Genomic DNA, 12,972 nt, shown 5'->3' on the forward strand with positions numbered 1-12,972 from the left:
CCTTCTACATCGCGGAGCGATGTGAAGGTGCCCTTCCTTTGGTCTAGCGGCGGCGGAGGGCGGCGCCGGCGAGGAGGCGGGCGGCGTACGGGAGGTCGTGGACGAGGTAGCGGCCCGCGAGACGGCCGGGTTCCTGGGCCAGGCGGTGGGCCCATTCGAGGCCGCTGCGCTGCATCCAGATCGGGGCGCGGTGCAGCTCCCCGGCGACGAATCCGATCGCCGCGCCGCAGCCGATGAACCAGGTGAACGGCAGCTCGGCGCGCAGGTCGGAGATGACGCGCTCCTGCTTGGGGAAGCCCAGGCCGACGAAGACGAAGTCGGGTTTGGCCTCGATGACCTCGGTGTACACCTGCGCGCACGTGTCCGGGTCGAGGTCGAAGCCGAACGGCGGCGCGACCTGGCCGGCGATGCGCAGCCCGGGGCACCCGGCGGCGAGCACCGACGCCGCCTTGACCGCGCCGTCGGTGCCGGTCTCGTCGGGGGGCGTGCCGCCGAGCAGGTACACCGAGCGCCCGGCGCGGCCGAGGGCGGCGGACAGGCTCCAGATGAGACCGGATCCGGTCACCCGTTCGGGGAGCGGGGTGCGGGAGAGCTTGCTGGCCCAGACCAGCGGCATGCCGTCGGCGACGACGAGGGTCGCGTCCTCCAGGAAGCCGCGTACCTCGGCGGCGCGCGCACCGCGCCCCGAAGCGAGCCGCATGATGTCGACGTTCGGGGTGAGGATGCGTCCCCCGTCGCCGCGTTCCAGGGCGGCGATCACTCTTTCGGCGACGGCCTCCTCGGTGACGGCGTCGAACCAGGTGCCGGCGAGGTGGACCTTTCGGCCATAAACAGTCCCCGTAAAAGCCATGAATTCAGACAATACAGACCAACAACACTGTTCGGTCGTTATACCGCACGAGGGCGCGTCGCGGACCGTGATGCCGCAGTGGGGGATGTATGACGACCAGGGTTCTTTTCGTCGGTGGGCTCGGCCGCAGCGGCACGACCCTGATCGAACGCGTGCTGGGCGAGCTGCCCGGCGTCTGCGCCCTCGGCGAGATCGTCCACCTCTGGCAGCGCGACCTGCGCGACGACGAGCGCTGCGGCTGCGGCGAGCGGTTCAGCGGCTGCGACTTCTGGCAGCGCGTCGGCAAGGCCGCGTTCGGCGGCTGGCACCGCGTCGACGTGCACCGCATCCTGGCCCTGCGCGACCTGGTCGAGCGCACCCGGCACATCCCCCGGCTGGCCGGGCCGAAGCGGCAGGCCCTGGACTTCACCGCCCTGGTCACCGAGTACGCGGACTACTACGCGCGCATCTACGCGGCCGCAGCCGAGACCGCCGGGGCCAGCGTGGTGATCGACTCGTCCAAGCACAGCGCGCTGGCGCACTGCCTGCGCTGGTCGGACTCGGTGGACCTGCGGGTGCTGCACGTGGTGCGCGACGCCCGCGGGGTGGCGTACTCGTGGACCAAGACGGTGGCGCGGCCGGAGACCGACGGCGCCGACGAGATGACCCGGTATGCCCCGACGCGCAGCGCGCTGCTGTGGAACGCGCACAACGCCGCGTTCGGGCTGCTGCGCCGCCGCGGCGTCGCCGTGCGCCGGGTGCGGTACGAGGAGTTCCTGGCCCGGCCCCGCAGCAGCGTGCAGCGCATCGCCGCGTTCATGGGGCTGGACCCGTCCGTGATGGACCTGGGCTTCGTCGAGGACGAGTCCGTCGAGCTGTCGCGCGGCCACAGCGCCGCGGGCAACCCGATGCGGTTCACGGTCGGGCGCATCGAGTTGCGCCGCGACGACGCCTGGCGCCGGCAACTGCCGCCGCGCCAGCGCGCCCTGGTCGGGGCCGTGTGCGCGCCGCTGCTGCGGGCGTACGGGTACCCGCTGAGCAGTACCGCTGAGATCGTGGGAGCACACCGATGAGGGTCAAGGCAAACACCGGCCGGTTCGACGGCACACGCGGGGCCCGTCCCGCCGGCAGCGCCACCACCGCCGGCACCGACGCGCCGGGCAGGCCGTCGGCCCGGGGCGAGGCGGAGGCGGGCGCGACGCCGGAGAGCCGGCGCGACTGGCCGGCGGTCGGCGTGGTCATTCCCACCCGCAACCGCCCGGAGCTGCTAGGCAAGGCCCTTGACGCGGTACGCGCCCAGGACTACCCCGGCCCGCTGCGCGTCATCGTGGTCTTCGACCAGGCCGAGCCCGACCCGGAGCTGACCCGCGCCGACGACCGGCCGGTGCTGGTGCTGGCCAACTGGCGGCAGCCCGGCCTGGCCGGGGCGCGCAACACGGGTATCGCGGCGCTGGACACCGAGCTGGTGGCGTTCTGCGACGACGACGACCTCTGGCACCCGAGCAAGCTGCGCCGCCAGGTCGGCGCGCTGGTCCGCACGCCGGACGCGGAGTTCGCGACGTGTGCGATCGAGGTGGAGTTCGAGGGGGTCGCCCACCCGCGGCTGGCCGGCACCGGCTCGGTGACCGTCGAGCACCTGGCCCGCTCCCGGATGTCGATGCTGCACTCGTCGGGCTTCCTGGCCCGGCGCGAGGCGCTGCTGGAGTCCGGGGTCATCGGCCCGGTCTCCGAGGACGCCCCGGGCAGCCAGAACGAGGACTGGGATCTGCTGCTGCGGGCCGCCCGGCGGCACCCGATCGTGCACGTCGACGAGCCGCTGGTCCGGGTGCTCTGGGGCCGCAGCAGCTTCTACGCGTACGAGTACTCGACCAAGATCTCTTCGCTGCGCTGGATGATGGCCCGCCACCCGGAGATCTCCGGCTGCCGCCCCGGCGCGGCCCGGGTGTACGGCCAGCTCGCCTGCTGGTCGGCCGCGGCCGGGGACCGGCGGCAGGCCTGGCGCTGGACCCGGGAGACCATGCGCAACAACTGGCGCGAGCCGCGGGCCGCGATCGCGCTGGCCGCCCTCACCGGAGCCGTCAAGGTCGAGACGGTGCTGACCGCGCTGCACCGGCGCGGGCACGGCATCTGAACACGTTCGCACCGTCACACCTGCACCGATCACCACGTTCCACCGTTGCCCGTGCGCGTCCGCGTACGATACCGTGTTGAACCTTGTTGGATTTCGGTGACTTAGGCCCGCCAGGGCCGGCAGGTGAGGAGACGGGATGCTCGCCCCGCAACGCCAGCAGGCGATCCTCGCCCAGGTGCGCCGCTCCGGCGGGGTACGCGTGGCCGACCTCGTCGCCGAGCTCGGCGTCTCCGACATGACCATCCGCCGCGACCTGGAGGTGCTCGCCGAGCGCGGCCTGGTCGTCAAGGTGCACGGCGGGGCCACCGCGCCCCCGTCCGGCGTCGCCGACGAACCCGGCTTCGCCGCGAAAGCCGAGCGCCAGCGTACGGAGAAGGCGAAGCTCGCCGAAGCCGCCGCCGCCCACGTGGCCCCCGGCAGCGCCGTCGCGCTGTCCGCGGGCACCACCACGGTGCGGCTGGCGCAGGCCCTGGTCGAGGTCCCCGGGCTGACCGTGGTCACCAACTCGATCCCGGTCGCCGACGTCTTCTACCGCGCCGGCCGCCCCGACCAGACCGTGGTGCTCACCGGCGGCACCCGCACCCCCTCCGACGCGCTGGTCGGCCCGATCGCCGTCGCCTCGCTGCGCGACCTGCACGTCGACCAGCTCTTCCTCGGCGTGCACGGGCTCAGCGTCGAGGCCGGGCTGACCACCCCGAACCTGCTCGAAGCCGAGACGAACCGGGCCCTGATCGCGGCCACCCGCCGCCTGGTCGTGCTCGCCGACCACACCAAGTGGGACACACTCGGCATCGCGTCGATCGTCCCGCTCAGCGCCGTCGACCTGCTCATCACCGACGCCGAGCCGCCGGTCGACGTCAGCGAGCTCACCGTTGTGGAGATCACCCCATGAAGCGCACCAGCATCACCATGGCAGACGGCCGCGAACTGATCTACTTCGACGAGCACGACGACGCGGTACGCGCCACCGTGGACAAGCGTGAGCTGCCCCCGCCGCCCTCGCCCGCGCAGCTGCGCTTCGACCCGCTCACCGAGGACTGGGTCGCCGTCGCGGCGCACCGGCAGGCCCGCACCTTCCTGCCGCCCACCGAGGAGTGCCCGCTCTGCCCCACGAGGAGCGCGTTCCTGACCGAGGTGCCCGCCGACGACTACGACGTGGTGGTGTTCGAGAACCGCTTCCCCTCGTTCTCCGGTGACGCCGGGCGCTGCGAGGTGGTCGTGTTCTCGCCGCAGCACGACTCGTCGTTCAAGGACCTGCCGGTGTCGCGGGTGCGCACGGTGCTCGGCGCGATGGCCGACCGGACCGCCGAGCTGTCCGCCCAGCCGGGCGTGGAGCAGGTGTTCTGCTTCGAGAACCGGGGCGTCGAGATCGGCGTGACGCTGCACCACCCGCACGGGCAGATCTACGCGTACCCGTACGTCACCCCGGTCACCCGGCGCTACCTGGAGGCGGCCCGCAGATTCCGGGACGCGAACGGCGGCAACCTGTACGCCGACCTGCTGGCCCGCGAGCGTGCCGAGGGCGCCCGGGTCGTCGCGTCGAACGAGCTGTGGACGGCGTTCGTGCCGTACGCGGCCCGCTGGCCGTACGAGATCCACCTCGCCCCGCACCGGCAGGTCCCCGACCTGGCCGCGCTCACCGAGGCGGAGCTGGACGCGTGCGCGCCGCTGTGGTCGGAGATCACGCGACGGCTCGACGGGCTGTTCGGCGTGGCCATGCCGTACATCGCGGGCTGGCACCAGGCCCCGGTGCACACCGACCGCGACCTCGGCTACCTGCACCTGCGGCTGATCAGCTCCCGGCGCGCGCCGGGCAAGCTGAAGTACCTGGCCGGGTCGGAGTCGGCGATGGGCGCGTGGGTCAACGACATCGCGCCGGAGCAGGCCGCTGCTGCGCTCAGGGCGGTTTCCCTCTAAGTTCGTACATGTGAACGACGACGAGGTCCGTCAGGTCGAGGTCGAAGTCGAGCCCGGCGTGCGGCTGCGACTGCGCCACCGCCCCGCGAGCACGGGTCCTGGACCCGTCACGGCGTTCGAACACGGCACGCCTGACTCAGGTGGCACGTCGGTCGAGCAGGGCACGGCGCGCCGGGTGGGCGGCTCCGACGCGGTGCCGTTCCTGCTCGTCCACGGGCTGTCGTCGAACGCCCGGCTGTGGGACGAGGTGGCCGGGGCACTGGCCGCCGCCGGGCATCCGAGCTGGGCGGTGGACCTGCGCGGGCACGGTGAGTCCGACGCTCCGGAGTCCGGCTACGACACCGGCACCGCCGCCGCCGACCTGGCCGCCCTGATCACCGCGCTCGGCCTGGACCGCCCGGTGGTGGTCGGCCAGTCGTGGGGCGGCAACGTGGTGGTCCGGCTGGCCGCCAAGCATCCGGAGCTGCCGGGCGCGCTCGGGCTGGTCGACGGCGGCTGGATCGACCTGCACGCCGCCTTCCCCGATTGGGGGTCGTGCGAGCGCACGCTGCGCCCGCAGGACATCGACGGCCGTCCCGCCGCCACCATGCGGCAGTGGCTGGACTCGGCGCACCCCGACTGGTCGGAGACGGCCCGCGCGGCGACGCTGGCGAACATGCGGATCAGGCCCGACGGCGCCATGGAACGGCGGCTGACCATCCCGCACCACCTGGAGATCCTGCGGTCGATGTGGGACGGGCCGCCCGGCCCCGACCTGCCTCTGGTCGCGGTGCCCGCGCTGCTGCTGCCCGCGCTCGGGCCCGACGACGAGCGGGCCGAGCCGGTCCGCCGCGCCGCAGCGGCACTGCCCGACGCGGACGTGCGCTGGTATCCCGGTGGCGACCACGACCTGCACGCCCAGCACCCGGCCATGGTCGCGGCCGACCTGCTCACCCTGGCCGTGCCCGGTGACCGGCGCAAGGAGGCGGCGTGACGAAGCTGCTCGTGATCATGGGGTCCGGCGAGACCACCCCCACCATGATCAAGCCGCACCGGCAGTTCTTCGCCGCCCTGCGCGACGGAGACCGGGCGGCGCTGCTGGACACGCCGTACGGCTTCCAGCTCAACGCCGACGAGATCAGCGCGCGGGCCGTCGGCTACTTCGCGCATAGCGTCGGGCGCGCCGTGGACGTCGTCTCCTGGCGCACCACGCCCGCACCCGGCCTCGACCGGGAACGCGCGCTGGCCGCGCTGCGCGGCGCGAACTGGATCTTCGCGGGGCCGGGTTCGCCGACGTACGCCCTGCGCCAGTGGCGCGACACCGAGCTGCCGTCCCTGCTGGTCCAGGCCGAGGTGCTCGTCTTCGCCAGCGCCGCCGCGCTCACCCTCGGCTCGCACACCATCCCCGTGTACGAGATCTACAAGGCCGGCGCCGACCCGGCCTGGGAGGCCGGCCTCAACCTGTTCGAGCAGCTCACCGGCATCCCCGCCGTGGTCATCCCGCACTACGACAACGCCGAGGGCGGCCATCACGACACCCGCTTCTGCTACCTCGGCGAACCCCGCCTGGCCCGCCTCGAACGCGAACTGCCCGACGACACCGTCATCATCGGCATCGACGAGCACACCGCCCTGGTCTGCGACCTCGAAGCCCGCACCGCCACCGTCCTCGGCAACGGCCACCTCACCCTCCGCCACCGCACCCGCACCCGCACCTACCCCACCGGCACCGTCCTCCCCCTCGAAGAAAGGAAGGGCACCTTCTTATCGCTATTGGTAGAGGAAGGGCACCTTCTTAACGCCGACGGCACGGACGGCCAGGTCGGGGGTGCTGACGGGGACGGCGTGGCAGGGGGCGGCAGGGCCCGAGGCGGTCCGGGCCGAGGTATCGCGGCCGGCGGCGGCGCGGCCAAAAGCGTCCCGGCCGCGGAGGTCGCCGCTGGGAGCGGCGCGGCTGGGAGCCGCGCGGCCGGGAGCGGCGCGGCGACGTTGCGCGACGCGGCCGACGAGGCCGAGGCCCGGTTCTCGACCGCGCTGGCCGAGCGGGACGTGGACGGCTGTGTCGCGGCGGTGCTGGAACTGGAGCAGGCGATCACCGACTGGAGCGCCGACACGCTCACCTCGGACTCCGGCGAGCACGCGCACGGACTGCTGCGCGGCATGATCGTGCGGCTCGGCGCGCTCGCCGGCGCCGCGGACCCGACGCCACTGCTCACCCCGCTGGTGGACGCGCTGATCGGCCTCCGCGAGAAGGCCCGCGAGCAGCGCGACTGGGCCGCTGCCGACCGGGTCCGCGACGCCCTCACCGCCGCGTCGATCGAACTGCGGGACACCCCCGACGGCCCCGTCTGGCTCCGCACGTCCTGACCTCGTCGCCATGGCAGCATTCCGGTCAGAACCTGCGGTGGCACCCAAGGTTCCGACCGGAAACGGCGATCACGGTCCAGCGCGCGGCGCAAAAACAGTGCCGACCCGCGGGAGGCGGGTCGGCACTGTTCGGGAAGGGACTTTCAGGCGGGATTCTTCTGCTGTTTCACCTGGTCAAACGATCGCAGGCGGGGCAGGAGACGGCTGTGGCCGTACCCGGTGAAAATCAGGCGCCGAGGCGGCGGGCCAGGTTGGTGTCGAGGGTGTTCATGAACTCCTCGGTGGTCTGCCACGGCGCGTCGCGCGAGATCAGCAGCGCGAGGTCCTTGGTCATCGCACCGCCCTCGACGGTCTCGATGATGACCTGCTCCAGCACGTCGGCGAAGTTGGTCACCTCCGGGGTGCCGTCCAGCTTGCCGCGGTGCGCGAGGCCCCGGGTCCAGGCGAAGATCGACGCGATCGGGTTGGTCGACGTCTTCTCGCCCTTCTGCCACTGGCGGTAGTGCCGGGTGACGGTGCCGTGCGCGGCCTCGGCCTCGACGGTCTTGCCGTCGGGCGTCATCAGCACGGAGGTCATCAGGCCGAGCGAGCCGAAGCCCTGCGCCACGGTGTCGGACTGCACGTCGCCGTCGTAGTTCTTGCAGGCCCAGACGAACCCGCCCTCCCACTTCAGCGCCGCGGCGACCATGTCGTCGATGAGCCGGTGCTCGTAGGTGATGCCGGCGGCCTCGAAGTCGGACTTGAACTCGGTCTCGAAGACCTCGGCGAAGATGTCCTTGAACCGGCCGTCGTACGCCTTGAGGATCGTGTTCTTGGTCGACAGGTAGACCGGGTAGTTGCGGGCCAGGCCGTAGCGCAGCGAGGCGCGCGCGAAGTCGCGGATCGACTCGTCGTAGTTGTACATGCCCATGGCGACGCCGCCGCCGGGGAAGTCGGAGACGGTCAGCTCCATCGGCTCCGAGCCGTCGGCCGGCTGGTACGTGATGGTGACCTTGCCCGGGCCCGGGACCACGAAGTCGGTGGCCTTGTACTGGTCGCCGTGGGCGTGACGGCCGATGACGATCGGCTTGGTCCAGCCCGGCACCAGGCGCGGCACGTTGCTCATGATGATCGGCTCACGGAAGACGACGCCGCCGAGGATGTTGCGGATGGTGCCGTTCGGCGACTTCCACATCTTCTTCAGGCCGAACTCGGCGACGCGGGCCTCGTCCGGGGTGATGGTGGCGCACTTGACGCCCACGCCGTGCCGCTTGATGGCGTTGGCGGCGTCGATCGTCACCTGGTCGTCGGTGGCGTCGCGGTGCTCCATGCCCAGGTCGTAGTACTCCAGCTCCACGTCGAGGTAGGGCAGGATCAGCTGCTCCCGGATCTGCTTCCAGATGATCCGGGTCATCTCGTCGCCGTCGAGCTCGACGACCGGGTTGTTTACCTTGATCTTCGCCATCGCGAGGGCGCTCCTTAAAACCTTCGGCGTCCGGCGCGGAAGGCCGGGCGGCGGTCTCGTTTAGCAGTACGAGCGTACTGCCAGATCCACCAGGCGCAACCGCCAGGGTGCCGTGCCCCCGGTCACGGGGCCGCGCCGGGTCGCGCCCCGCCGTTACGCTGCGCGCCGTGACGACAGTGAACCGGACATCGGCGCCCACTCCGATGATGTGGCTGGTCGGCGTGGCCAACCTGGCCACCCTGGGCCTCTTCTACCTGCTGCGCGACCTGCTGCTGCCCGCACAGACGTGGGCGCTGGCAGACGTGCCGACCACGGTCACGCTCGTGCTCGCGTGGACGCTGGTCGCCTTCCCGGCGCTGTGCCTGGCGGTCGGCACGTTCGACGTCACCGCCCGACCGCTGCGCCGGCCCTGGGGATACCTGGCCTCGGCAGGCGTGCTGGTCGCCACCGCGCAGCTCGCCGTGCTGACCAGCCGGCACCGCCCGCTCGATCACGGCCGCTACCGCCCCGAGTCGCCGGAGCACCGGGCAGCCGCCCATACACCCGCCGGGGAGGCTCTGTCGGACGGAGCCATGTCGGCGCTGGCCGGGATCGCGGTATGGGTGGTTCTGTTCGCCATCGGCCACTGGGTGTGGCGGCGGCTGCGCGGCGAGGGCGGGCGGGTCTTCCTCAGCCTGTTCGACGTGAGCCCGCAGTATCGCCGGGCGCTCGCCGTCGGCTCGGCGGCCGGTGCCGTGATCGGGCTCGCACTGGCGCTGCTGCTCCACTGACCGGCCGCGCCGCGGCTCCCGGAACGGATCGCCGCGGCGCGGAGCGAGTCAGCTCCAGTTGATCTCGCCGCGGCCGGCTTCCAGCAGCGCGGTCTTGATCTGCGAGAACGGCTTGCTGCCCAGGAACCCCTTCGGGTTCATCGGGCTCGGGTGCCCGGCCTCCAGCACGACGTGCTGCGGGTTGTTCACCAGCACGGCCTTCTTGCGGGCATACGACCCCCACAGCACGAAGACCACCCGGTACGGCGAGTCGTTCACGGCCTTGATCGCGGCGTCGGTGAACGCCTCCCAGCCCTGGTTGGCGTGACTGCCCGGCTTGACGCCCACGGTGAGCACCGCGTTGAGCATCAGCACACCCTGGCTCGCCCAGCCGGTGAGGTCGCCGTTGCGCGGGGGCTCGACGCCGAGGTCGTCCTTGAGCTCCTTGTACACATTGCGCAGGCTCGGCGGCACGGCCACGCCGGGGCGCACGCTGAAGCTGAGGCCGTGCGCCTGGCCCGGCTTGAAGTAGGGGTCCTGGCCGAGGACGAGCACCCGGGTGTGCGCGGGCGAGGTGAGCCGGAACGCCGTGAACAGGTCGTCGCGCGGCGGGTACACCGTCTCGGTGGCGTAGGCGTTCTCCACGAAGGAGGAGAGCCGGGCCGTGGCGTCGAGGTCCAGGTGCGGCTTCATCACGTCGCGCCACTCAGCGGGCAGCAGGTCGAGCAGGTCCAATGCCATGCGGGACACCATAGTGCCCGCGTCCGACAACCGCGCGGCTAAGCCCCGCCCCGGCGGTTTGACCGGCCTGGCCTGCGGGTATCCACCGTCGTGCAGACGTTCCTGCCCTATCCGGACTTCGCGGCCAGCGCCGCGGCGCTCGATCCGCGACGGCTGGGCAAGCAGCGGGTCGAGACGATTCAGGTGCTGCGAGGGCTGATCGTGCCCGGCTACGGCTGGCGGCACCATCCTGCGGTGAAGATGTGGGCCGGCTACGAGGAGGCCCTGGTCCGCTACGGCCTGGAGATCTGCGGCGTGTGGTCGGCCGCCGAACGCGCGGACACCTGCTCTGCAACGCTCGCCACGGATCTCGCCTCGGCCGGTGGTCCCGCGGCGATACGCGACCAGCCGGCACTCGGCGCGACCGGCGACCTCCCACCCTGGCTGGGCGACGAGGCCTTCCACCTGAGTCACCGCTCCGTGCTGCTGCGCAAGGACGCCGCCCACTACCGCCCGCTCTTCGGCGACCTCCCCGCCGATCTGCCCTACGTCTGGCCCTCTTCCGACCGCCGGCCCGCTTACCTGCCCTGACCGCAACCGCAACCGCAACCGCAACCGCAACCGCAACCGCAACCGCAACCGCAGGTCAACGACCGTCGGGTGTTAAGAAGGGCACCTTCTATAACGCGGAGCGTTAAGAAGGTGCCCTTCCTTTGGACAGGTCACATGCCGGCGACGTCGGCCTGCTTGGCGCGGACGGCCTCGGCGGCCTCGTTGAGGCCGGCGAGCTCGGTCTCGGTGAGGTCGGTGATGACGACCTTGCGGGCGCCGGTGGCGCCGATCTCGGCCTCGACGCCCAGGTAGACGCCGGAGATGCCGTACTCGCCGTCGACCCAGGCGCAGACCGGCATGACCTCGCCGGAGTCCTCGGCCACGGCCTTGGCCATGCGGGCGGCGGCGGCCGACGGGGCGTAGTACGCCGAACCGGTCTTCAGCAGCGCCACGACCTCGGCGCCGCCGTTGCGGGTCCGGGTGACCAGCTCCTCGATCTTCTCGGCGGGCAGCAGGTCGGACAGCGGCTTGCCGTCGACGGTGCAGCGCGAGGGCACCGGCACCATGGTGTCGCCGTGCGAGCCCAGGGTCAGCGTCTTCACCGAGCCGACCGGGACGTTCAGCTCCTCGGCGACGAAGTGCGTGAAGCGGGCGGTGTCCAGCATGCCGGCCTGGCCGATGACCCGGTTCTTCGGGAACTGGGTGGCGATCTGGGCCAGCGCGGTCATCTCGTCGAGCGGGTTGGACACCACGATGACGACGGCGTTGGGCGCGTGCTTGGCGACCTGCTCGGCCACCCCGCGGACGATCTTGGCGTTGACACCGAGCAGGTCCATGCGGCTCATGCCGGGCTTGCGCGGCAGGCCGGCGGTGATCACGACGATGTCGGAGCCGGCGATGGCCTCGTAGCCCGAGCCGTCGACACCCGTGGTGGCGCCGACGACCTTGGTCTCGAAGCCCTCGATGGAGCGGGACTGGTTGAGGTCCAGGGCGAGACCCTCGGGCTTGCCCTCGATGATGTCGGTCAGCACGACGGTCTCGAAGACGTCGTACTCGGCGAGGCGCTGCGCGGTGGTCGAGCCGTAGAAACCGGCGCCGACGACGGTGACCTTCTTGCCCATTGGCACATACTCCCTGCTGGCGGATGTCTGGTGGTGACCAGCACAGCCCTGTGACGAAGGTGTAACGATCCGCACCATAGTCCGCTGCGTCTATCGACGGCCGGTCGGGTGCGGCGGGTGTGGGCTAGAGCGCCGACTCGGCCTTCTCGACCACGTTGGTGAGCAGCATGGCCCGGGTCATCGGCCCTACCCCGCCGGGGTTCGGCGACACGAACCCGGCCACGTCGGCGACGTCGGCGTGCACGTCACCCACGATGTGCTTCTTCCCGTCCGGTCCCTCCACCCGCGACACGCCGACGTCGAGCACGGCGGCGCCCGCCCGGACCATGCCCGGGGTGATGATGCCCGGCACCCCCGCCGCGGCGATGACGATGTCGGCCCGGCGGGTGTGCGCGGCCAGATCCTTGGTCCCGGTGTGGCAGAGGGTCACCGTCGCGTTCTCGGTACGCCGGGTGAGCAGCAGTCCCAGCGGGCGGCCCACGGTGACGCCGCGACCGACGACGCAGACCTCCGCGCCCGCGATCGGCACGTGGTACCGGCGCAGCAGCTCGACGATGCCACGCGGCGTGCACGGCAGCGGCGCGGGCACGCCCAGCACCAGCCGTCCGAGGTTGACCGGGTGCAGCCCGTCGGCGTCCTTGTCCGGGTCGATCAGCTCCAGCACCCGCTGCTCGTCCAGGCCCTTGGGCAGCGGCAGCTGGACGATGTAGCCGGTGCAGGCGGGGTCGGCGTTGAGTTCCGCGACGGCACGCTCCACATCGGCCTGGGTGGCGTCGGCGGGCAGGTCGCGGCGTAGCGAGGCGATGCCGACCTCGGCGCAGTCCTTGTGCTTGCCGTTGACGTACCACCGGGAGCCCGGGTCGTCGCCGACCAGCACCGTGCCCAGGCCTGGGGTCACGCCCCGGGCTTGCAGCGCGGCCACCCGGGTCCGCAGGTCCGCCTTGATCGCCGCTGCCGTCTCGGTGCCGTTGAGGATCGTCGCCGTCATGCCGTCGATCCTGCCATCACGACTTTGACCACCTGAAACCAGGACATCCCGTTCGACGGCCCGCCCTTCATGATCGACCGACTTGCCGGGCAATGGGGCGAATGCGCCGCGGCGATACGCCCGTTTGCCAGGCAAATCCGAGGATCATGGCGCACTGGGGGCTAGCGGCTGCGAT

The 12,972-nt window shown here is 71.8% G+C and carries 13 protein-coding genes; 8 read left to right on the plus strand and 5 right to left on the minus strand.

Translation table 11 applies throughout. The features are described from left to right. Nucleotides 1–43: 43 nt before the first annotated feature. Nucleotides 44–850 carry a WecB/TagA/CpsF family glycosyltransferase gene (locus tag Cco03nite_RS34060; protein WP_203697945.1) on the minus strand — a complete coding sequence of 269 codons (807 nt, stop codon included), beginning with the start codon at nucleotides 848–850 and terminating at the stop codon, nucleotides 44–46. Nucleotides 851–939: 89 nt separating this feature from the next. On the opposite strand from Cco03nite_RS34060, the gene Cco03nite_RS34065 reads away from it, so the two are divergent. From Cco03nite_RS34065 to Cco03nite_RS34090, 6 genes are all read left to right on the plus strand, one after another. Next, nucleotides 940–1,902 (plus strand): sulfotransferase, encoded by a 963-nt coding sequence (locus tag Cco03nite_RS34065; RefSeq protein WP_203697947.1) that lies wholly within the window; start codon nucleotides 940–942, stop codon nucleotides 1,900–1,902. Further along, on the plus strand, nucleotides 1,899–2,960 hold the full coding sequence (locus tag Cco03nite_RS34070; protein WP_203697949.1) for a glycosyltransferase family A protein: 1,062 nt from the start codon (nucleotides 1,899–1,901) through the stop codon (nucleotides 2,958–2,960). Before Cco03nite_RS34065 ends, Cco03nite_RS34070 begins: the two co-directional genes overlap by 4 nt. A 136-nt stretch (nucleotides 2,961–3,096) precedes the next feature. Further along, the gene (locus tag Cco03nite_RS34075) at nucleotides 3,097–3,852 is read left to right on the plus strand and encodes a DeoR/GlpR family DNA-binding transcription regulator (RefSeq protein ID WP_203697951.1); all 756 of its coding nucleotides are present in this window, start codon (nucleotides 3,097–3,099) and stop codon (nucleotides 3,850–3,852) included. Beyond that, entirely contained in the window at nucleotides 3,849–4,877 is a 1,029-nt protein-coding gene (galT, locus tag Cco03nite_RS34080; RefSeq protein WP_203697953.1) for a galactose-1-phosphate uridylyltransferase, read from the plus strand. The genes Cco03nite_RS34075 and galT overlap by 4 nt, the downstream gene beginning before the upstream one ends. 10 nt (nucleotides 4,878–4,887) lie before the next feature. After that, a complete protein-coding gene (locus Cco03nite_RS34085) occupies nucleotides 4,888–5,850 on the plus strand; it encodes an alpha/beta fold hydrolase (RefSeq protein WP_203697955.1) in 963 nt (320 codons plus the stop codon). Continuing rightward, nucleotides 5,847–7,223, plus strand: a complete 1,377-nt coding sequence (locus tag Cco03nite_RS34090; RefSeq protein WP_203697957.1) for a CysS/YqeB C-terminal domain-containing protein — start codon at nucleotides 5,847–5,849, stop codon at nucleotides 7,221–7,223. Before Cco03nite_RS34085 ends, Cco03nite_RS34090 begins: the two co-directional genes overlap by 4 nt. A 226-nt stretch (nucleotides 7,224–7,449) precedes the next feature. Here Cco03nite_RS34090 and Cco03nite_RS34095 read toward each other — a convergent pair whose 3' ends face one another. After that, nucleotides 7,450–8,667 carry an NADP-dependent isocitrate dehydrogenase gene (locus Cco03nite_RS34095; protein WP_203697959.1) on the minus strand — a complete coding sequence of 406 codons (1,218 nt, stop codon included), beginning with the start codon at nucleotides 8,665–8,667 and terminating at the stop codon, nucleotides 7,450–7,452. 167 nt (nucleotides 8,668–8,834) lie between these two features. Here Cco03nite_RS34095 and Cco03nite_RS34100 point away from each other — a divergent pair, with 167 nt between their 5' ends. Continuing rightward, nucleotides 8,835–9,437, plus strand: a complete 603-nt coding sequence (locus Cco03nite_RS34100; RefSeq protein ID WP_203697961.1) for a hypothetical protein — start codon at nucleotides 8,835–8,837, stop codon at nucleotides 9,435–9,437. A gap of 48 nt (nucleotides 9,438–9,485) precedes the next feature. Here Cco03nite_RS34100 and Cco03nite_RS34105 read toward each other — a convergent pair whose 3' ends face one another. Next, nucleotides 9,486–10,157, minus strand: a complete 672-nt coding sequence (locus tag Cco03nite_RS34105) for a uracil-DNA glycosylase (protein ID WP_239167892.1) — start codon at nucleotides 10,155–10,157, stop codon at nucleotides 9,486–9,488. A 90-nt stretch (nucleotides 10,158–10,247) separates the two neighbouring features. Here Cco03nite_RS34105 and Cco03nite_RS34110 point away from each other — a divergent pair, with 90 nt between their 5' ends. Then, entirely contained in the window at nucleotides 10,248–10,727 is a 480-nt protein-coding gene (locus tag Cco03nite_RS34110) for an MSMEG_6728 family protein (RefSeq protein ID WP_203697963.1), read from the plus strand. A gap of 131 nt (nucleotides 10,728–10,858) precedes the next feature. Here the strand turns inward: Cco03nite_RS34110 and mdh are convergent, their stop codons facing one another. Further along, nucleotides 10,859–11,809, minus strand: coding sequence for a malate dehydrogenase (gene mdh, locus Cco03nite_RS34115; RefSeq protein WP_203697964.1), 951 nt, complete (start codon nucleotides 11,807–11,809; stop codon nucleotides 10,859–10,861). Nucleotides 11,810–11,933: 124 nt separating this feature from the next. Then, nucleotides 11,934–12,797, minus strand: coding sequence for a bifunctional methylenetetrahydrofolate dehydrogenase/methenyltetrahydrofolate cyclohydrolase (locus Cco03nite_RS34120; protein WP_203697965.1), 864 nt, complete (start codon nucleotides 12,795–12,797; stop codon nucleotides 11,934–11,936). Nucleotides 12,798–12,972 lie beyond the last annotated feature (175 nt).

The sequence above is a fragment of the Catellatospora coxensis genome, assembly GCF_016862635.1.
Taxonomy (GTDB): Bacteria; Actinomycetota; Actinomycetes; order Mycobacteriales; family Micromonosporaceae; genus Catellatospora; species Catellatospora coxensis.